The following is a 20,674-nucleotide window of genomic DNA, read 5'->3' as shown; positions in this document are numbered from 1 at the left end:
CACACACCGCATCACGCACCACCCCGCACCACGGCACCACCCTCCATCCGTATCCCGATCCACTTCCACACCAAGGAGCATCATGTCCCCCACCTCCACCCGGGCCGCCCGTCTCGCGGCCGGCACCGCGCTCGCCCTGGCGGGCGCTCTCGCCCTCGCCAGCTGCGCCTCCGCCCCCAGCGACTCCGCGACATCCGCAACCGGATCGACGGATGCGGCCGCCTCCGGCTTCCTCCCCTGCATCGTCTCCGACGAGGGCGGCTTCGACGACCAGTCGTTCAACCAGCTCGGCCTCGAGGGGGTCACGCTCGCCGCTGAGGCTCTGGGCACGAAGCACATCGACGTCCAGTCCACCAGCGAGAGCGACTACGCGCCGAACATCGCCAGCCTCGTCGACCAGGGCTGCACCACCATCGTGACGATGGGCTACCTGCTGGCCGCCGCCACCGAGGAGGCGGCGCTCGCCAACCCCGACATCCACTTCATCATGGTCGACGACAACACCATCACGGCCGACAACGTGAAGGGCGTGGTGTGGGACACCTCGCAGTCGGGCTTCCTCGTGGGCTACGCCGCGGCCAGCTACACCAAGACGGGCAAGGTCGGCACCTACGGCGGGGCGCAGATCCCTCCCGTGACGCTCTACATGGACGGCTTCGCCCGAGGCGTCGAGTACTACAACGCGCAGAAGGGCGCCGATGTGCAGGTGGTGGGCTGGGATCCCGAGACCCAGACGGGCCAGTTCACCGGCAACTTCAGCGACATCAACGCGGCCAAGGTGCTCTCGCAGGGCATCCTCGACCAGGGTGTCGACATCATCGTGCCGGTGGGTGGCCCCATCTACAAGGGCGCGGCGCAGGCCATCCGCGAATCGTCGAACTCCGTCGCCCTCGTGGGCGTCGACACCGACATGTACGTGAGCGACCCCGAGTACGACGACATCTGGTTCACCTCGATCGCCCGTGACATGCCCAAGTCGATCTCCGAGGTCATCCAGGATTCCGCGAACGGCGACTTCACGAACGAGTCCTACGTCGGCACGCTCGACAACGGCGGCGTGCTGATGAGCCCGTTCCACGACTTCGAGTCGAAGGTCGCACCCACCCTGCAGGCCGAGCTCGACACGATCAAGGCGGGCATCATCGCCGGCGACATCGTGATCGACACGCCGTCGGCGCCGTAGCCACCCTCGCGTGGGCCGGATGCGCGAGCATCCGGCCCACGCATCCGCTCTCCCACTCGAGAAAGGCACTCCCGTGCGCGACCTCATCTGCATCACCGACCCCGGCCAGGAGCAGGCCGTCGCGCTGCTCTCGATCGTCGCGTCACCCCACGACTTCACCGTGCTCGGCATCATCGCCAGCGCCGGAAACACCACCCTCGACCACACCGTCGAGAACGTCTTCAAGGTTCTCGAGCTCGCGGGCGTCGAGGGCGTGCCCGTCTACAAGGGCGTGCCGCAACCGCTGCTCCGCCCTCTCGTGACCGCGGCCCACGTGCACGGCGAGACGGGGCTCGACGGCTACGACTTCCCGCCGGTCGTCGGCACTCCCGAGGAGGAGTCCGGCGTGTCCGCCCTCATCCGGCTCTGCCGTGCCGCGCCCCCGCACTCGATCACGATCGCCCAGTTCTCCAGCATGACCACGCTCGCCGTCGCCCTCAGCGAGGCTCCCGACATCGCCGGGCACATCGCCGAGATCGTGATGATGGCGGGCGCCTACTTCGAAGTGGGCAACATCACCCCCGCAGCCGAGTTCAACATCTACGTCGACCCGCACGCGGCGGCGATCGTGCTCGGCTCGGGCATCCGTCTCGTCATGCTGCCGCTCGACATCACGCACCAGCTGCGCAACACCCGGGCCCGGCTCGACGCCTTCTCGGCCCTCGGCAACGAGTGCGGCCGGGCCGTCGACCAGCTGCTCACCTTCTCGGAGACGTTCGACCTGGCGAAGTACGGGTGGGACGGCGCCCCCTTGCACGGACCCGTGGTGCCGCTCTACCTCCTGCGCCCCGAGCTGTTCCACGGCCGGCAGATCAACGCGCGGGTCGAGACGGGCAGCGAGCTGACCATGGGGATGCTCGTGGCCGACTACTGGCAGATCACCGACCTGCCGCGCAACGTCTTCTATGCTCGGGATGTGGACGCCGATCCGTTCTACGAGGAGCTCACCGCTCGCATCGCGCGGCTGCGCTGAGATGCGCACTCTGTGGACCAACGCTCTCGTCATCGCCATGGACGAGGAGCACGGCGCGACGCCGTTCCGCGGCGACGTCCTGATCGACGGGGCCGACATCGTGGGGGTGTCGGAGCGTTCTTCGGCGATGAAGAGTTCGGACATCCCGGATGCCTCGACCACCGTCATCGACGCCACGAACCTCCTCCTCACCCCCGGTCTGGTGAACGCGCACACCCACTCCTGGGAGATCCTGCTGCGCGGCACGAGCGCGCCGTTGCCGCTCGAGATCTGGACCCTGCTGAGCTACCCGCCCGAGGGGGTGGAGCCCCTGTCCGAGCGTCTGATCTACCTGCGCACGATGGTGGCGGCGATCGAGTCGCTGCTCGGCGGGGTGACCACGCTGCTCGACGACACGGGTGAGCTGCCCGGGCAGACGGCGGCGAGCATCCGTGCCCTCTTCCAGGCCTACGACGCCTCGGGGCTGCGGGTCACCTGCGCGGCCAGCACGGTCGACGTACCGCTCGTCGACCGGCTCGCCTTCGCCGACGACGTGCTGCCGGCCGAGGTGCTCGCCGCCGATCGCGCCTCGATGCCTCCCGCTGCCGAGGTGCAGGAGGCCTACCTCGCGTTCGCCGAGGAGACGCGGATGGCGGCGCGCGAGTTCCCGCGCATCCGCTTCGCCCTCTCCCCCAGTGCGCCTCTGCGGGTCACCGACGACTACCTGCGGGCGTGCTCCGCCTCGGCGCGCGACCACGGCGAGGTGCTGCACACGCACCTGCTCGAGACGAAGCTGCAGGAGGTGCTGGCGCAGACGCGCTACGACGGGCGCACGATCGTGCAGCACCTCGACGACCTCGGTGCGCTCGGCCCCAATCTGACTGCGGCGCACGCCGTCTGGCTGACGCCGGGCGACATCGATCTCCTGGCCGCGTCAGGCGCATCCGTGGTGCACAATCCGCTGTCGAATCTGCGACTCGGATCGGGCTCGCTGCCGTGGCGGGCGCTGCACGACGCGGGCGTGCCGGTGGCGCTCGGCACCGACGGAGCGTCGAGCAACGACTCGCTCCGGATGCTGGAGGTGATGAAGGCGGCGGCGCTGCTGCACACCCTCGACGACCCCGACTACCGCACCTGGCCGAAGCCGTCGGAGATCCTGGTCGCTGCAACCACGGCAGGTGCCCGAGCAGCCGGGTGGGGCGACCGCACCGGTTCGCTCTCCCCGGGGCTCGCGGCCGACTTCGTGGTGTTCGACCTGACGGCGACCACCGCGTTCACTCCACTGAACGACGCGGCGGCTCAACTGGTGCTGTCGGCCGACGGCGCCGCCATCCACCAGGTCTGGATCGATGGCCGGCTGGTCGTCTCGGACGGCCGCTGCACCCTCATCGACACGGATGCGCTGCTCGCCGAGTTCCGGGTGGAGGCCGCCGCGTACCTCGAGCGCCACCTCCCGTCGTGGCGAGCCCTGCAGCACCGCTTCGAGCCCCCCGTCCGCGAGGCCTACCTCCGCGCGTGGAGCCGCTGAGCACCCGAGGCACCGCAGGACGCAGAGACCCTCGTGTTCGCGCCGCCGGAGCCCGAACTCCCCGTTCCACTCGTCCTCACCCGCGACCGGTCGCGGAGCCGAGGGGGCCCGGAGAATCCGTCTGGCGGCGGATGTCGGCGCGCCGCGGGCTGGGTACGGTCGATGACATGGATATCGCGTCGATGATCATGGGGGCCTCCATCGCCTCAGTCGCCTGGATCGCGTTCTACCCGTGGGCCAAGCTGAAGCGCCTGGCCGAGCTCGAAGCGTCAGCGGAGGGACGAGAGGTCGGCAATTCCGGCAGCCAGGGAGTCGACGGCTGACGTGAGGTCGGCGGCCGTGGTGTCGGGCGAGAGGGTGAAGCGCACCGCGGTCTGCGCCACGTCGGGCGTGAGGCCGAGGGCGAGGAGCACCGGCGACGGTTCGTCGCTGCCGGCTGCACAGGCCGAGCCGCTCGACACGATCACGCCGCGCTCCTCGAGCTGCAGCAGCACCGACTCGCCGCTCGTGCCGGGGAAGCAGAACGAGGCCACCGACGGGAGTCGGGGATCCGGATGCGCGCCTCCGCCGGCCTGCGGCGACGTGATCCGCGCCGCATCCGACGCCAGGGGTGGCCCCGTCAGCACCGCGCCCGGCACGCGGGCCAGCACGGCGCGGATGAAGTCGTCGCGCAGGGCCGTGACGCGCGCCGCCGCATCCGCTCGGCCCGGCTCTGCCAGACGGAGGGCCGTCGCGAGCCCCACGGCGAACGCCACGTTCTCGGTGCCGGAGCGCGCCCCGCGCTCCTGGCCACCGCCGTGCAGCACCGGTTCGAGTGGCAGGCGCTGACGCACCGCGAGCGCTCCCACGCCCTTCGGGGCACCGAGTTTGTGGCCCGAGATGCTCAGGGCGTCGACGCCGAGCGCGTCCAGGCGCACGGGAAGCCAGCCTGCGGCCTGCACCGCGTCCGTGTGGAACGGCACGCCCGCCTCGCGCGCACGAGCGGCGAGCGCCGCGAGAGGCTGCACCGTTCCCACCTCGTTGTTCGCGTACATCAGGGTGGCGAGCGTGGTGTCGGGCCGCAGCGCCCGGGAGAAGTCGTCGGGGTCGACGAGTCCCGCGGAATCGACCGGCAGCACCGTGACCTCGAAGCCGTGCAGCCGACGCAGGTGGTCCACGGTCTCCACCACCGCCGGATGCTCGATCGCACTCAGCACCACATGCCGCCCGCGCGGCGCCCCGAGCGCGATGCCCTTGACCGCGAGGTTGTCGGCCTCGGTGCCGCCCGACGTGAACACCACCTCGCCCGGACGGCAGCCGAGGTGCTCGGCAACCGTGCGCCGGGCTGCGGTGAGCGCGCGCGCCGCCGAGTCGCCCACGCCGTGATGGCTCGAGGGGTTTCCGAAATCGCCGGTGAGGTACGGCCACATCGCCTCGAGCACCTCCCGCTTCACGGGGGTGGTCGCGGCGGCATCGAGATAGATCATGACGATGCGGGCTGTGGCGAGGTCGAACCGCTCGCCGTGGCGAGCGTGCCCGGCACGAACCCCACATCGAGCCCCAGGTCGAGCGCCCGCACGCTGTGCGTGAGCGCCCCCACCGAGATGATGTCGACCCCCGTCTCCGCGATCGCCCGCACCGTGTCGAGGTTCACCCCTCCGCTCGCGTCGACGAGCGCCCGTCCCGCCACAAGCTCCACCCCCGCCCGCAGATCGGCGAGCGAGAAGTTGTCGAGCATGATCGTGTCGACCCCGGCGGCGAGCACCGGCTCGATCTGGTCGAGCCGGTCGACCTCCACTTCGAGGTGCGTGGTGTGCGACATCCGCGCCCGCACCGCGAGCAGAGCGGATGTGACGTCGCCGCCATGCGCGGCTGCCAGCACCGCGAGATGGTTGTCCTTCGCCATCACCGCATCCGAGAGCGAGAACCGGTGGTTGAAACCGCCGCCCGCGCGTACGGCCTCGCGCTCCAGGGCGCGGAGCCCGGGCGTGGTCTTGCGGGTGTCGACGATGCGGGCATCCGTGTGCGCCACCTCGGCCACATAGGCGGCGGTGAGGGTGGCGATGCCGCTCATGCGCTGCACCAGGTTGAGGGCGACGCGCTCGGACCGCAGAACACCACGGGCCAGGCCATCCACGGTCGCCAGCACGGCGCCGGCTTCGAAGCGGTCGCCGTCGGCCAGCTGGAAAGCGACCCGGATGCCCGGATCCACCTGGCGCATCGCCGCCTCGAACACCGCCGCGCCGCTGAACACCCCGGGCTCACGGGCGTCGAGGGTGGCCTCGACCCGCGCGTCGGCCGGGATCAGGAGTTCCGAGGTGATGTCGCCCCACGGTGCGTCTTCGGCGAGGGCACGGGCGACGACATCGTCGATGATCTGGGCGGTGAGCATCAGACGCCGACCTCTTCTCGCAGTTCGGTGGCCTGTTCGGTGGCGGAGCCGTGTGCGCTCGCGTCGCCGGCCGTGGCAACGACGGTAGGCGTTGCGCGGATGGACCGCCGGGCCTCGATGCGTGGTCCCGCCGCGGCGGTGGGCGGCTCGACGAGGGTGAGGTGGCGCGCGAATCCGGGGTCGGCCTCGGGGAAGTCGGCACGATAGTGCGCCCCGCGCGACTCCTCCCTTTCGAGCGCCGAGTCGACCATCACCCGGGCCAGCTGCACCAGGTTCGCGGTCTCGAGGCGCTCGATCGGCGTGGTGGCGGGGTCGTCGATCACCACCTCCCACCGGCTCAGGATGTCGCGGGCCGCCCGCAGCCCGTCGGCGTCGCGGTGCACGCCCACGTGCCGCCACATCACCTCGTGCAGTTCGGTGCGGGTGGGTTCGTGGTGGGCTGCGCGCGCGGGCCCGGACGCAGCGGAGGAGTTTCGGCCGCGCTCCGCCGAAGGGAGGAGCTGGGGCCCAGTCTCCGGCGCCGACTCCTCCTTGTGGGCGCCGCGGGGTTCGGGCCAGATCCAGCGGGAGGCGGCGTCCGGTGTCGGCCCACCCGCAGCCGCGAGTGTCGCATCCGGAGTCGACGGACTCGCGGGCGCAGGGAGCTCGCGCGACAGCGCCGCCGCGGCCCGATGCGCGAATACGAGCGACTCGAGCAGCGAGTTCGATGCCAAACGGTTCGCGCCGTGCACTCCCGTGCACGACACCTCGCCCACGGCCCACAGCCCGTCGACCGAGGTGCGTCCGTCGAGATCGGTGGCCACGCCGCCCATCCAGTAGTGTGCGGCCGGCGCCACCGGGATGGCCTCGCGGCTCCAATCGAACCCGTGATCACGGCTTGCAGCCGAGATGGTGGGGAAGCGCCGCTCCAGTTCCTCGGCACCGATCGCCGTTGCATCGAGCACCACGGGAGCACCGGTGCGCGCCATCTCGGTGGCGATGGCCCGGGCCACGATGTCGCGCGGCGCCAGCTCGGCGAGCGGATGCACGGCCTCCATGAACCGCTCCCCCGCATTGTTGCGCAGCACGGCACCATCGCCTCGCACCGCCTCCGACACGAGGAACGACCCGGGCACGGCGAGCGCCGTCGGATGGAACTGCACGAACTCGACATCGGCCAGCACCGCCCCGGCCCGCAGCGCGGCCGCGGCGCCGTCTCCGGTGGTCACCGTGGGGTTCGTCGTGTGCGGGTACAACTGCCCCACGCCACCGGATGCGAGAACCACCGCGTCGGCGGAGAGCGTCTCGACAACCCCGTCCCGAAGGACCTCCACCCCCACCACCCGCGAGGCCGCGTCCAACCGATCCGCCGCGGCGTCCCCACCCAAAACGCCCGAGGCGTCGTGCGCCGCATCCGCAGCCCGCACCAGATCCACCACGAATGCCTGCTCGATCACGCGCGCACCCGAAGCCCGCACCGCGCGCACGAGCGCCCACTCCACTTCGAACCCGGTCGCATCACCGCCCGCGTGCAGAATGCGGTGGAACGAGTGCGCCCCCTCGAGCCCGGCATCGAAGTCGCTCGCGGGGTCATCCGTCTGCCGGTCGAAGTCGACGCCCCACTGCACCAGATCGCGGATGCGGGCAGGCCCCTCCTCGCAGAGCACCTCCACCGCGGCAGGGTCACTCAGCCCCGCTCCCGCCACGAGCGTGTCGGCCACGTGCGAGGCCACGCTGTCGCCCGGCATCACCGCCGCCGCGATGCCGCCCTGGGCGTACCGGGTGTTGCTCTCGTCGATCGTCGACTTGGTCACGATCGTGACATCCACACCGTCGCCGAGCGCAAGCGCGGTCACGAGCCCGGCGACGCCACTGCCCACGACGACCACGTGCGGCCGCCGACCTGCCGCCCCCACCTCGAACTCCCGCTGAAACGACGGACTTCCGGCCCTCTCCCCGAAATCGACGGACTCACGATCCGTATCGCCGGTGATCCTCCGTCGATTCCCGACGCCCGCGCTCCGATACCCGCGCTCGGTGCTCATGGCCGGGCCGCGAGCATCCGCTCGAGCGCCACCCGTGCCGGCACCGCCACGTCGTCGCCCACCGTGATCTGGTTCACGACGCGCCCGGCCACGAGCTCCTCCAGCACCCACGCGAGGTAGCCGGGGTGGATGCGGTACATCGTCGAGCACGGGCAGATCACGTCGTCGAGGCAGAAGATGGTGTGCTGCGGATACTCGTTCGCGAGCCGCTGCACGAGGTTGATCTCGGTGCCGATCGCGAAAGTCGAGCCCGCGGGCGCGGCCTGGATCGCCTTCACGATGAAGTCGGTCGAACCGGCGGCGTCGGCCGCGTCGACCACGGGCATCGGGCACTCGGGGTGCACGATGACGCGCACATCCGGATGCTCGGCTCGCGCGCGATCGATCTGCGCCACCGAGAACCGCTTGTGCACCGAGCAGAAGCCGTGCCAGAGCACGACCTGGGCATCGAGCAGCTCCTCGGGCGTGTTGCCGCCGAGAGCCTTGCGCGGCTTCCACATCGGCATGCGCTCGAGGGGCACGCCCATGGCCTTGGCGGTGTTGCGGCCCAGGTGCTGGTCGGGGAAGAAGAGCACGCGCTGGCCGCGTTCGAACGCCCACTCGAGCACGGTGGCCGCGTTCGACGAGGTGCACACGATGCCGCCGTGCCTTCCGCAGAAGCCCTTGAGGTCGGCGGCGGAGTTCATGTAGGTGACCGGGATGATCGGAACCCGGCCGTCGGCATCCGGTTCGGTGCCGTAGATCTCGGTGAGTTGCGCCCAGGCCTCCTCGACCGAGTCGATGTCGGCCATGTCGGCCATCGAGCAGCCGGCGGCGAGGTTCGGCAGGATGACCGACTGCGTCGGCCCGGCCAGGATGTCGGCCGTCTCGGCCATGAAGTGCACACCGCAGAACACGATGGCCTCGGCCTGGGGCACCGTGAGCGCCGCGTTGGCGAGCTGGAACGAGTCGCCCACGAAGTCGGCGTACTTCACGACCTCGTCGCGCTGGTAGAAGTGGCCGAGCACCACGACGCGGTCGCCGAGGGTGGCCTTGGCGGCGAGGATGCGCGCATCCAGTTCGTCTTTCGATGCCGTCTTGTACTCGTCCGGCAGCTGACCCTGGCGGGGCGCGCCGGCGGGGATGGGATCGGCCATCGAAGCGCCCGGGCCGTACGAGGGGGCGGGCTCGAGGTCGAAGACCCAGGGACCGTCGGCGAGTTCGGGGGCGCAGACCGCGCCCGTGGCATCCGGGCTCTGGGCGGTGATGAGCTGGATCTCGGAGTCGACCGAGAGGGTGGGTGTGCTCATGGTGTTCGGCTTTCGTCGGGGAGGGGGGAGGAGGTGGTCGCGGTGTCGGCAAGCGCCGGGCTGGCGCGGCTCAGCGGGCCACGGTCGAGCGGGTCGACCGACTGGTTGTAGCGATAGAGCTTCGGCGGCCGGTAGCTGGTGCCGGTGACGCGCTTGCCGGTGGGCACGATGGTGTTCGACGACTCGAGCTGGCGGCGGAAGTTGGCCGGATCGAGAGAGCGCCCCAGCACGGCCTCGTGCACCTCGCGGAGTTCGGCGAGCGTGAAGGTGTCGCCGAGGAAGGCGTGGGCGATGCGGCTGTACTCGACCTTGTTGCGCAGCCGCCACAGGGCGTACTCGATGATGACGTCGTGATCGAAGGCGAGGTCGGGCAGGTCGTCGACCGAGAACCAGGCCACGTTCTCGCTGGCGATCAGCTCGTTCGAATGGATGACCTCGGCCGCGTTCACGAGGGCCCAGTACACGATCGACACCACGCGGTCGCGGGCGCCATCGGGGGAGCGGTCGAGGGTGCCGAAGGCGTAGAGCTGTTCGAGGTAGTTGGGCGCGAGGGCCGTGGTGCTGGCCAGCGTGCGGGCGGCGGCCGACTCGAGGTCTTCGTCGATCTGCAGCGGACCGCCGGGGAGCGCCCACTGACCCTCGTACGGCGGCCGGATGCGCTTCACCAGCGGCAGCCACAGCGACGGCAGCGCGTCGGGCCGGTCGGGGTGCTCGGGCTTGCCGGGCTGCGAGGCAGGGCGGAGCGCGAAGATCACCGTCGAGACGGCGAGCGCGACGGATGCCGCGGCAGGGCTCTCGGGACAGGTCACGTGTTCACCCCCTAAAGGTTGAACTGACTATAACCCTTAAGGTCGCGTTGACCCAAACTGCATCTGACCGATGTGACTCAGTGGCACTCCGGCATCAACCAGACGTCATGCTGCTCGCCTGTGATGGGGTTCGTCAGCGTCAGGGTCTTGTCGCCCCACATCTTGCACGGATCAAGCGGGGGCATGGTGATAAAGCCGGAATCCGGCGCAGGCTGAGCTGAGCTTTCGCTCGCGGTTGCGCGACGCTCCGCATCCGCTTCCGCAGCGGCGGCTTCGGCTGCCGCCTCTTCGGCCGCTCGCGCCGCAGCTTCGGCCGCGATCCGCTCCTGTTCGGCGACATAGGCGGCCTGCGATGCACGGGCGTTCACACCGGCGGTCACGAGTGCGGCGAGCGTGCTCGCGGTCTCGCGGGTCACTGGCTTGTCCGCCTCCTGGTCGGCGATCGCCGCCCGCAGCGTCTCGCGCACGGATGCCTCGGCGCCCGGGGTCTCCGTATCGAGGATCCGGGTCGCCGTGGCGACGACATCCGCTCGCACCCCGGCGAGCGCATCCAGCACGGCGTCCACGTCGCGATCGATGCGAACCGCTGAATCGAGCACCGGGATGGTGCGTGTCAGCTCCTGCTCGAGCTCTCCCACGGCGAGGTCGAGCTCTGTGCGAGCGCTCTCCGTGGCCCACTCGGCGGTGCTCGCACTCAGCGCGCGGGCCTCCTGCCCCAGCGAGGTCGCGGTGGCAGCGGCCGCCCGAGCAGGGTCGACCTGCGTGACCGACGCGACCGGTTCGATCGTCGCCCGGAAACCCGCGCCCTCCCCCGCCGCACCTCGGGAATCGGACGCGACCGCAGCGGGCGACAGCACACCGACCAGCATCACCGCGGCCACGAGTCCCACCCCGGCAACCGCCCACCGCAAACCAGACACACGCCCCCCACTGCCCACAACGCCCCCCTTGCTCAACATCTGTACGGTATCGGGCGATTCACCCCTCCCAGCACACGCCGAATGGGGGCGAACTATTCCTCCCCGCACGCCGGAACGAGCGAGCGAATCCTCCCTGCGCCCGCCGAAACGGGCGGGCCGACGTCATCCGCCGATCCGCCCGTCGCGGTGCTGGTGCTGTGGAGGTGACAGCGCCGATCCTCAGTGCCGAGTCAACCCGCCGTGACGTGAATGGTCACGGTGACCGGCAAGCTGTTCGCCCCGTTGGGACCGCTCAGGCGGTAGCGGAACGAGTCATCGCCGGTGTAGCCGGCCTGAGCGGTGTACTGGAAGGAGCCATTGGGGTTCAGCACCAGCGAGCCGTGGGTCGGCCCTGCCCCCTGCTGGGGGTACCACCCGTCGCGGCCCATACCGAACCGGTCGTTGGCCTCGATGCCCTGGGCCTCTTCGACGACCAACGTCGTTCCGGCAGCAGCAGAGTACTCATCGGCGACGGCCTCCGCCGGACCGACCACCCGGATGTCCACCATCGTGGGTTCGCTGTACTCCCCGTTCGCGGTACTCACGGCATACACGGGCACCGACTCGACGCCCGTGTAGTCGGCCGATCGGGCTTGGTATTTAAGCTGGAACACCCGCGGAGAGTCGGCCTGCGGCACGAGGCTCAAGTCGCCACTCGCAGCGGGGTCGTACCGGGTTGTGAGGATGGATCCAGCCGGCGCATCGCAGTGCGTCCCCCCGCTGAGCAACGTGGCTTCGCCTCCCTTCGGCACGACCGGCGCGGGCGCCGACACGGTGCACACGGGCGCCGCGGGCACGACGTTCACCGCCGCCTCCGACGTCGACTCATTCGCGGCGTGCACTCGTGCCGTGACAGAGCCGATGGCGGCGCCCGCCTTGAAGTGGAGCGACGCTGACTGCAAGTCTCCCGCAGAAAGGAAGGGCACGAGGTAGCGGATCACGCCCGAATCGAGGTTGCTGTAGCGCACCCAGTCCGTCGGGACGACTGCTTCGGATGCGTCGGTGAAACCGTCGACGTACAAGTCGAGCACCGCAGCGCCCGCTGAGGTGGCGGCGACCGACACTCCATAGCTCACGTCTGAGCCGACCGCCGCCGCGCGTCCCGGGGCCGCAAAGCTGGTGACGCTCATCTCACCCGGGGCGGTGTACTCACTGGGGGAATCGCTTGCGGTCAGGAACTGGCGACTATGGCCCACGACTCCTCCGGTGCTCTTGCTCATCCACGTCACAAACGGGCGGTTCAACGCTCCAGTCGCACGATCGTAGGTGTAAATCGCCTCAGCCCGGTACTTCTCCGTCTCGAACATGACCTTGAAGCATGATTGACCGTCGCGAGCCAATGATCCGGAGCAGTCGAGCGTGTCATCTTCGAAGAAGGAGGTGATGTCTCCTCGCCACGCGACGTCCCGCAGCTGGGAGATCGTCGCACCGTCCTTACCGGGCTTCGGCGCGGCGGCGGTAGTGCGGCTGCAGAGCATCGATCCGTTCTCGCTGACGGTACACATGAACCCACCGTCCGTCTTCGGGAAGAGTCGAGAGTCGCCGAGCTGGTTGAACTCACTGAAGTCGTGGTTGTTCTCATATCCCGACCACGAGTCGGGACGGCCGAGGCGCTGACCACAGCCGAGCGCAAGATGCCCTCCACCGTCGATCTTGCAGGCGAGCGGCTGATGCTTGGGAACCGGGGAGCCGGCATGGGCCGGCGTCGCGGTCAGGGTGAGGCAGGCGATGACCGCGGCGAGCAGCGCCACGCCCACGGTCAGGAGTTTTCGGCGCGCAGGGCGCACCACAGCGGTAGTCATTCGGATCAGTACTTTCTGTTCGGAGGTGAGCTGCCTCATCCGCTGGGTCGGCCGATGGAGGCAGAGAACAGACGTTAGCGCCACGCCAATCCGAATGTAAGCAATCCTCGATTTTTGAGCAAGAAGTACTCACAGCGCTCCGCGCTACCCTGGAGACACGAGGCAGAAGGAGATCCCATGACCCGCCGCGACGAGATCGAGTGCTGGCTGACCGACATGGACGGCGTGCTCGTTCACGAGAACCACCCCATCGAGGGCGCCGCCGAACTGCTGCAGCAGTGGCGTGACGAGGGCAAGCCCTATCTGGTGCTCACCAACAACTCGATCTTCACGCCCCGCGACCTCAGCGCGCGACTGCGCGCATCCGGTCTCGAAGTGCCGGAGGAGTTCATCTGGACGAGCGCCCTCGCCACTGCCGCCTTCCTCAAAGACCAGATGCCCGGGGGCAGCGCCTTCGTGATCGGTGAGGCCGGCATCACCACGGCCCTGCACGAAGCCGGCTTCATCATGACCGAGACCGACCCCGACTACGTCGTGATCGGCGAGACCCGCAACTACTCATTCGAGGCCATCACGAAGGCCGTACGCCTCATCGGTAACGGATCGCGCTTCATCGTCACCAACCCGGATGCCACCGGCCCCAGCGCCGAGGGCCCCCTCCCCGCCACCGGCGCCATCGCCGCCATGATCACGAAGGCCACCGGCAAGGAGCCCTACGTGGTGGGCAAGCCGAACCCCATGATGTTCCGCTCGGCCATGAACCGCATCGGCGCCCACTCCGAGAACACGGGCATGATCGGCGACCGCATGGACACGGATGTGGTGGCCGGTATCGAAGCCGGACTGCACACCATCCTCGTGCTCACCGGCATCAGCGACCAGACCGAGATCGACAAGTACCCGTTCCGCCCCGACGAGATCCTGAACTCGGTGGCCGACCTCCTGGATCCCACCCCGGTCGAGACCGAACTCTGAGACGACGGGGTGGAATCCGGCGCGCGCGGTCAGCGGATGAGGCTCAGCCCGCGATGCGGATGAGCTTCTTGTTCACGAACTCCTCCAGCGCGAATCGCCCCATCTCACGCCCCGAGCCCGAGCGCTTCACGCCGCCGAACGGCAGCTCCGCGGCATCGCCCAGCACGAGGTTGATCCACACCATGCCGGCGTCGATGGCATCGGCCATACGCAATGCCTGCGCGGAATCGGTGGTGTAGACGTAGGAGCCGAGTCCGAACGGGGTGTCGTTGGCGAGCAGCACGGCCTCCTCCTCCGACGAGACGCGATAGAGCGCCGCCACCGGACCGAAGAACTCCTCGTGGTACGCATCCATCTCATCGGTGACATCGGCCAGCACCGTGGGCCCGAAGTAGGTGCCCGAGCGCGAGCCCTCGGCCAACACGGTTGCGCCCTGCTTCTTGGCATGGTCGACCTGCTCGCCCAGGCGCTTCGCCGCGGCCTCCGACGAGAGAGGCCCGAGCAGGGTTCCCTCGGCGAACGGATCGGCCGGCTGCGCCGCTGTGAAGACCTCGACGAACTTGGCCGCGAAGTCGTCGTACAGCGAGTCGATCACGATGAACCGCTTCGCCGCGTTGCACGACTGGCCGTTGTTGTCGAGGCGCGCGTTCACCGCATCCTGTACCGCCGCATCCAGGTCGTCGGTCGACAGGAGGATGAAGGGGTCGGAGCCGCCCATCTCGAGCACGACCTTCTTGAGGTGCTTGCCCGCGAGTTCGGCCACGGCCGCTCCTGCCCGCTCCGACCCGGTGACCGAGATGCCCTGCACCCGCGGATCGGCGATGACGACAGCCGACTGCTCGTTCGTGGCGAAGATGTTGACGTAGACGCCGGCAGGCGCGCCCACGGCGGCCGCGGCATCCTGGAAGATCGCCTCCATCGCAGCGGCCGACTCCGGGCACTGCGGGGCGTGCTTCAGCAGGATGGTGTTGCCCACCACGATGTTCGGGCCGGCGAACCGCGCCACCTGGTAGTAGGGGAAGTTCCACGGCATGATGCCGAGAAGCACCCCGAGGCCGGCCCGGCGGATGAACGCGGAGCCCGTTCCGTCAGCCAGCTCGATCGGCTCGTCGGCCAGGTACTCGGCTCCGTAGTCGACGTAGTACTGGTAGATCGCCGCGGCGAACTCGACCTCGCCGATGGCCTGGTCGAGCGGCTTGCCCATCTCGCGCACGGCGATCTCCGCGAGTTCCTGCTTGCGCTCGAGGTGCAGCTCGGCCACTCGGGCGATCAGCGCGGTGCGCTCCGCCACACCGACCCGGCGCGACCAGCCCTGGAAGGCCTCGGATGCAGCTTCGATCGCATCCTGCAGCCCGGCATCGGTGATGGTGGGGTACTCACTCAGCTTCTCGCCGGTGGCGGGGTTGATGACGGCGTAATGGCTGCTCATGATGTGACTCCTGGAGTGTGTGCCGGATGCTCCTCGCAGCCTATTCGGCGGGTGCCGACTGCGGGAAGAGCGGAGCGAGATGGGGAGAACCGCACGGTCGCGGCGACCGGTGCAGGAGAGGACGGTCAGGCGGTGGGGAGAGCCGCGAGGACTTCGGCGGCCAATCGCTTCCCCACGCGGATCGCCCCGTCGACGTGCTGGTAGCCCTCGGCGGCGAGGTCGCTCGACCCGAAGCGCATGGGGCCGATCGGCTCCAGCTGCATCGCCCCGTAGCGGGTGAGCCCGCCGAGGTCGAAGCTCGCGGCGTAGGCGCCCTGTGTCCACTCCTCCGCGGCCCAGTCGCTCTCGTAGTACACGACCGGCGAGAGGGCGGCGGGCCCGTAGTACGCGGCGAGCGAGGCGAGAATGCGATCCTTGCGCTCCGCGGCGGACAGCTTGAACAGCGCGTCGGCCTTCTCGTCGGACACGAAGCCGACGAGGGTGCCCTGCGTCTCGCCGTGATTGGTGTTGTCGTAGGCCTCGTGCACGATCTGATAGGGGCTGAAGGCCGTGGCCGAGAGCCCATCCTCCCTCCAGAACGGCGTCTCGTAGGTGGCATGCACCTTGATCACGAGGCCGAGCGACTGGTGCTGGAACTGCTGCTGACGCAGTCGCGGCAGGGCGGGCACGTAGTCGATGCGGGAGTAGAGGTTCGGCGGCACAGCCACGATCACCTGCGCGGCGGCGACCTCGAGGGTCGCGGTGCGCACGACGGCGCCATCCTCGCCCCACTCGATCGTGGTGACGGGCTGGTTCAGCAGCACGTCGTCGCCGAGCTGCGCAGCGAGCGTGAGCGGCACCTGCTGCAGGCCGCCCACCACCCGCTTGTCGAGGATGAAGTCGGCGTCGACCAGGTGCGTGAAGCTGCCGGCGCTGGCTGCCATCAGGAGGGCCTGCAGCAGCGAGAACGCGTGCGACGGCTTCGTGAGCATCGCATCGGCGATGAACAGCGAGATGTTCTCCACAGCCTCGGTGTCGGGGGTCTGGTCTTCGAGCCAGCGGCGGAAAGAGATGTGGTCGAATTCGGCGGCCCGCGGATGCGTCCACGGCGCGGCCACGTCGGTCTCGGCCACGAGGCCGTCGAGCACCTCGATCAGGCGCTCGATCTCGGCCTTCGTCTCCTCGCTCGCCGGGAAGATGTCACCCGTGAAGCGCTTCGGCTCCCCATCCGGACCGATGTAGACGCTCTCGCCCTCGCGATAGCGCGAGTAGGTGTCGAGACCGAGCTCGGCGAGGGTGTCGATGAGGGCCGTCTGGTCGGGCGAGACCCACTGCCCGCCGATCTCGAACATCTGGCCGTCGATCGCGTTGGTCCAGAGCCGGCCACCCACACGATCGCGGGCTTCGAGCACCAGCACCGACTTGCCGGCGGCCTTCAGTTGAGTGGCCGCGGTGAGGCCGGTGGCCCCCGCTCCGATGATCACGACGTCGCGTTCGAGCATGAGACAACTCTTTTCGTTGCTAAAAGCCGCCTCGCATGGCGGATCAAGAACAATAGTGCCACGTCGACGGTTGATTTCGATAGTCACGGCACCTGGAGATTTACGGCCTAAGCCGGCCGGTACCGCATCGCGACCGCCCCCGAGCGGAACTCCTGGCGATCGACGAGCTCGAGCTGCATCCGCTCGCGCAGGCCGGCGAACAGGGTCGGCCCCCGCCCGGCGATCACCGGATGCACCACGAACGCGTACTCGTCGATCAGCCCCAGATCGGCCAGCGCGAGCGGCAACTGCACACCGCCCACGGACAGGCCCTCCCCCGGCTCCTGCTTGAGCCGCCGCACCGCCTGCGACAGATCGCCGCGCACGAGCTCGGCGTTCCAGTCGACCTCGCCCAGAGTGCTCGACACGACGTACTTCTTCGCGCCGTCGATCGTCTCGGCGAACGGGACATCCCACTCGTCCATCCAGTCGGGCCACGCACCCGCGGCCGGCCGCCGCCAGGCCGACTCCATCATCTCGTAGGTCACCCGGCCGTACAGCAGGGCGTCAGCCCGCGCGATCTCGGCGGTCCAGTAGCGCATCGACTCCTCGTCGGGCGCGACTCCGGCCTCGTGATGCACGCAGCCGTCGAGCGTGACGTTGATTCCGTAGCGCAGTGGTCTCATCCGTTGCTCTCCCTTGATGCAGGCGGAACATCACACCGATTCGCCTCAGGTTACTGACCCACCGACGATCCGTGAAGCTCCTCCGAGGCATCCCGCGTCGGCGGTGTGCGACTTGCGCAGGGGGCCGACGCGCGGATTTCCGCGGATGCTCACCTCGTGTTTCCCTAGTGGGTTGCGATTTGCGCGAACACGAAACACGGCCGCCACTGAAAACGAGGCAGTTCGCCGGTTCGGCCCGCATCCGCTGCCGCAGTATTGAGCCCACACCGATCCGAAGGACCCGAACCGTGACCACCCCCACAGCATCATCCGGCAGCCGCCGCGGCACCTCGCTGCTCGCCGGCTACCTCCTGCTGCTGCCGGCCCTGGCCGTGATCGTGCTTCTGGTGATCGTGCCGATGCTCGTGATCGCCCGTGACAGCTTCGCCATCAGCGACCCGCTCGGCGGCAACCTCGGCGGCTTCACGCTCGACAACTACATCAAGCTGCTCGACCCGGTGTACGCCAAGACTCTCGGCTACAGCCTCGGCATGGCCGCGCTGAACGCGGTGGTGTGCACCGTGATCGGCTACATCGTGGCCTACTACATCGCCACCCGGCCTGCGAAGCGCCAGCCGGTCCTGCTGGTGCTCGTGATCATCCCGTTCCTCACCGACTTCCTGGTGCGCACCTTCGCCTGGATCACCCTGCTGGGCTCCGGCGGCCCGTTCATCTCGCTGCTTCGCGCCTTCGGCGTGGATGCCCAGTCGCTCGTTCCTTCGCAGCTCGCCGTCACCCTCTCCCTCCTCTATGCATTCCTGCCTGTTGCCGTCTTCCCGATCTACGCCTCGATGCGGGCGATCGACCCGGCACTCAAGGAGGCCGCCTCCGACCTCGGAGCGGGCTGGTTCCAGACCCACGCCCGCGTATTCGTGCCGCTCTCGGCCTCCGGCCTCGCCTCCTCGGTGATGCTCACCTTCGTGCCGACCCTCGGGGTGTTCGTGATCCCCGTGCTGCTCGGCGGGGGCAAGGATCCGCTCGTGGGGAACCTGATCGTGACCCTCTTCACCGAGTTCCGCAACGAGCCGCTGGGCGCCGCGCTGTCGATGGTGGTGCTCGTGCTGATGCTCGCCTCGGTGGCCGTGGCCGGCGTGTTCCTCACCCGCCGGGGCCGTGCCCAGGCCCGCTCGGCCCGGGCGGATGCCGCCACCGTCGCGGTCTCCGCTGCCGCGGGGAAGGATGTCGACTGATGGATCGGCTCACCTCGTGGATCGCGCGCCTCGTCTTCGTCTTCCTCTACCTGCCGATCGCCGCGCTGATCGTCTACTCCTTCAACTCCTCCGAGGTGAGCTATCGCTTCGACGGCTTCACGTTCCGCTGGTACCTCGAGCTCTTCCAGGACCAGATGCTCGGGGATGCGCTGCGGACGAGCGCCATCGTGGGCATCATCGCGGCGCTGCTCTCCACCGCGATCGGCTTCCTTACCGCGTTCGCGCTGGTGCGGTTCCGGGTGAAGGGGCGCGCCTTCTTCCTCGGCGCCATCCTGGTGCCGCTGATCGTGCCCGAGATCGTGCTGGGCGTCTCGCTGCTCACCATCTTCTCCACCGCCGGGATCCCCACGGGATTCGTCACGCTCATCCTGGGCCACGTGGTGATCACGCTGCCGCTCGCCACCCTCGTGCTGATGGGGGCGATGAGCGCACTCGACCCGAGCCTCTCCGAGGCGGCCACCGACCTCGGCGCCTCGCCCTGGGTCACCTTCCGCCGGGTGCTGTTCCCGCTGCTGCGGCCGAGCATCCTGGCCGCCTTCCTCCTGAGCTTCACGACCTCGTTCTCGAACATCGTGATCTCCACCTTCACGGCCGGCGTCGGCACCACGACGCTGCCGCTGCGGATCTACTCCACCCTCCGCACCGGGCTCACGCCCGAGCTGAACGCGCTCGGCACCATCCTCGTCGTCGCGACCCTCGGCATCATCCTCGTGGTCGGAGTCGCCCAGATGCGCCGCATCCTGGCCGGCCCGCGGCCCTAGCTCCCTGCACCCCCTGCACCACTCCTCCCACCCGAACGAAAGAGTCCTCATGAACAAGAAGTTCCTGGCCCTCGGCGCCGTGGCGCTGGCCTCGGCCACCGTGCTCTCCGGTTGTTCCGCCGGCGGCGACGCCTCCAGCACCTCGGCCTCCGGATCCGGCTCCGGCACGCTCAGCATCTACGCCTGGGCCGGCGAGATCCCCGACTCGGTCATCCAGGGCTTCGAAGACGAGACCGGCATCACGGTCACCGTCGACACCTTCGACAGCAACGAGACGATGATCTCGAAGCTCGCCGCGGGCAACTCGGGCTACGACGTGGTCGAGCCCAGCCAGTACGCCGTGCAGCTCATGGTCGACCGCGACCTCGTGGCCGAGATCGACCAGTCGAAGCTCGAGGGCTTCGACAACCTGGCCGAGAAGTTCGTCGACCCGTCGTTCGACCCCGGCAACGCGCACTCCATCCCGTGGGCCTGGGGCACCACCGGCATCCTCTACAACGAGGCCTGCACCGGCGCTCCCGTCACGGGCTGGTCGGACATGTGGAACGCCGACTACACCGGCAAGGTCTACATGCTCGACAACATGCTCTCCGCCTACATCGCGGGCCTCCAGGTGAACGGCCTCAGCGCCACCACCACCTCGCAGTCCGATGTGGAGACGGCCACGAACTCGCTGCTCGAGCAGAAGTCGGTGCTCGCGGGCTACAACAGCACCAACTACGCCGACCTGGTCGGCTCGGGCGACGCCTGCATCGCGCAGGCCTACTCGGGCACCACCGCCGCGAAGGCCGTTGCCGCGAACCCCGACGTGCACTACATCATCCCCGAAGAGGGCGGCACGCTCTGGACCGACAGCTTCTCGATCGTGAACGGCACGCAGAACGAAGACGCCGCCTACAAATGGCTGAACTACACCCTGCGCCCCGAGGTCGCCGCGCTGCTGACGGATGACGCGTCGCTCGCCTCGACGAACGCCGCCGCCCTGCCGCTGGTCGCCGATCAGACCCAGGTCGAGAACGCCGCGATCTACGCACCGGCCGACTCGCTCACCAAGTCGGAGTTCATCGTCGACCCGGGAGACGCGCTCGCGTACTTCCAGGACGGCTGGACCCGCATCCGGGCCTCCTAGCCCTCCCGCCCCACCGCAGCATCCCACT

18 protein-coding genes are annotated in these 20,674 nt (G+C 69.1%); 8 read left to right on the top strand and 10 right to left on the bottom strand.

The window, feature by feature from the left end:
• Positions 1-82: 82 nt before the first annotated feature.
• The 4 genes from EPO52_RS10240 (at position 83) to EPO52_RS10225 (ending at position 4,025) form a co-directional block, all read left to right on the top strand.
• Complete coding sequence (locus EPO52_RS10240) at positions 83-1,183, top strand: BMP family ABC transporter substrate-binding protein (protein WP_290805625.1); 1,101 nt, start codon at positions 83-85, stop codon at positions 1,181-1,183.
• A 19-nt stretch (positions 1,184-1,202) separates the two neighbouring features.
• A complete protein-coding gene (locus EPO52_RS10235) occupies positions 1,203-2,195 on the top strand; it encodes a nucleoside hydrolase (protein ID WP_290805622.1) in 993 nt (330 codons plus the stop codon).
• 1 nt (position 2,196) lies between these two features.
• Positions 2,197-3,702 carry an amidohydrolase family protein gene (locus EPO52_RS10230; protein WP_290805619.1) on the top strand — a complete coding sequence of 502 codons (1,506 nt, stop codon included), beginning with the start codon at positions 2,197-2,199 and terminating at the stop codon, positions 3,700-3,702.
• Between the two features lie 167 nt (positions 3,703-3,869).
• Entirely contained in the window at positions 3,870-4,025 is a 156-nt protein-coding gene (locus EPO52_RS10225; protein WP_290805615.1) for a hypothetical protein, read from the top strand.
• Here the strand turns inward: EPO52_RS10225 and EPO52_RS10220 are convergent.
• From EPO52_RS10220 to EPO52_RS10190, 7 genes are all read right to left on the bottom strand, one after another.
• Positions 3,972-5,168 (bottom strand): cysteine desulfurase family protein, encoded by a 1,197-nt coding sequence (locus EPO52_RS10220; RefSeq protein ID WP_290805612.1) that lies wholly within the window; start codon positions 5,166-5,168, stop codon positions 3,972-3,974. The two genes, EPO52_RS10225 and EPO52_RS10220, sit on opposite strands and share 54 nt — an antisense overlap.
• Complete coding sequence (gene nadC, locus EPO52_RS10215) at positions 5,165-6,073, bottom strand: carboxylating nicotinate-nucleotide diphosphorylase (RefSeq protein WP_290805609.1); 909 nt, start codon at positions 6,071-6,073, stop codon at positions 5,165-5,167. Before nadC ends, EPO52_RS10220 begins: the two co-directional genes overlap by 4 nt.
• A complete protein-coding gene (gene nadB, locus EPO52_RS10210; RefSeq protein WP_290805605.1) occupies positions 6,073-7,968 on the bottom strand; it encodes an L-aspartate oxidase in 1,896 nt (631 codons plus the stop codon). Before nadB ends, nadC begins: the two co-directional genes overlap by 1 nt.
• 125 nt (positions 7,969-8,093) lie before the next feature.
• Complete coding sequence (gene nadA / locus EPO52_RS10205; RefSeq protein WP_290805602.1) at positions 8,094-9,386, bottom strand: quinolinate synthase NadA; 1,293 nt, start codon at positions 9,384-9,386, stop codon at positions 8,094-8,096.
• Entirely contained in the window at positions 9,383-10,195 is an 813-nt protein-coding gene (locus tag EPO52_RS10200; protein WP_290805599.1) for an NUDIX domain-containing protein, read from the bottom strand. The genes nadA and EPO52_RS10200 overlap by 4 nt, the downstream gene beginning before the upstream one ends.
• A gap of 77 nt (positions 10,196-10,272) precedes the next feature.
• Positions 10,273-11,085, bottom strand: coding sequence for a hypothetical protein (locus EPO52_RS10195; protein WP_290805596.1), 813 nt, complete (start codon positions 11,083-11,085; stop codon positions 10,273-10,275).
• Between the two features lie 260 nt (positions 11,086-11,345).
• Positions 11,346-12,995, bottom strand: a complete 1,650-nt coding sequence (locus tag EPO52_RS10190) for an Ig-like domain-containing protein (protein WP_290805593.1) — start codon at positions 12,993-12,995, stop codon at positions 11,346-11,348.
• A gap of 138 nt (positions 12,996-13,133) precedes the next feature.
• Here EPO52_RS10190 and EPO52_RS10185 point away from each other — a divergent pair, with 138 nt between their 5' ends.
• A complete protein-coding gene (locus tag EPO52_RS10185; protein WP_290805590.1) occupies positions 13,134-13,931 on the top strand; it encodes an HAD-IIA family hydrolase in 798 nt (265 codons plus the stop codon).
• A 43-nt stretch (positions 13,932-13,974) separates the two neighbouring features.
• Here EPO52_RS10185 and EPO52_RS10180 read toward each other — a convergent pair whose 3' ends face one another.
• The 3 genes from EPO52_RS10180 to EPO52_RS10170 all read right to left on the bottom strand — a co-directional run bounded on the left by EPO52_RS10180 (position 13,975) and on the right by EPO52_RS10170 (position 17,506).
• Positions 13,975-15,360, bottom strand: coding sequence for an NAD-dependent succinate-semialdehyde dehydrogenase (locus tag EPO52_RS10180; RefSeq protein WP_290805588.1), 1,386 nt, complete (start codon positions 15,358-15,360; stop codon positions 13,975-13,977).
• Between the two features lie 125 nt (positions 15,361-15,485).
• Entirely contained in the window at positions 15,486-16,841 is a 1,356-nt protein-coding gene (locus tag EPO52_RS10175; RefSeq protein WP_290805585.1) for an NAD(P)/FAD-dependent oxidoreductase, read from the bottom strand.
• 107 nt (positions 16,842-16,948) lie between these two features.
• On the bottom strand, positions 16,949-17,506 hold the full coding sequence (locus EPO52_RS10170) for a dihydrofolate reductase family protein (RefSeq protein ID WP_290805583.1): 558 nt from the start codon (positions 17,504-17,506) through the stop codon (positions 16,949-16,951).
• A gap of 287 nt (positions 17,507-17,793) precedes the next feature.
• Here EPO52_RS10170 and EPO52_RS10165 point away from each other — a divergent pair, with 287 nt between their 5' ends.
• From EPO52_RS10165 to EPO52_RS10155, 3 genes are read left to right on the top strand one after another with little or no spacing between them, the layout of a single operon-like run.
• Complete coding sequence (locus EPO52_RS10165; protein WP_290805580.1) at positions 17,794-18,735, top strand: ABC transporter permease; 942 nt, start codon at positions 17,794-17,796, stop codon at positions 18,733-18,735.
• Positions 18,735-19,517: an ABC transporter permease gene (locus tag EPO52_RS10160; RefSeq protein WP_290805577.1), complete on the top strand. Its 783-nt coding sequence runs from the start codon at positions 18,735-18,737 to the stop codon at positions 19,515-19,517. Before EPO52_RS10165 ends, EPO52_RS10160 begins: the two co-directional genes overlap by 1 nt.
• A 49-nt stretch (positions 19,518-19,566) precedes the next feature.
• Positions 19,567-20,646, top strand: coding sequence for a spermidine/putrescine ABC transporter substrate-binding protein (locus EPO52_RS10155; protein WP_290805574.1), 1,080 nt, complete (start codon positions 19,567-19,569; stop codon positions 20,644-20,646).
• The last annotated feature ends 28 nt before the right edge of the window (positions 20,647-20,674 follow it).

Source organism: Herbiconiux sp. (genome assembly GCF_004297105.1).
GTDB lineage: Bacteria > Actinomycetota > Actinomycetes > Actinomycetales > Microbacteriaceae > Herbiconiux.
This window is presented reverse-complemented; position numbering and strand designations above follow the sequence as displayed.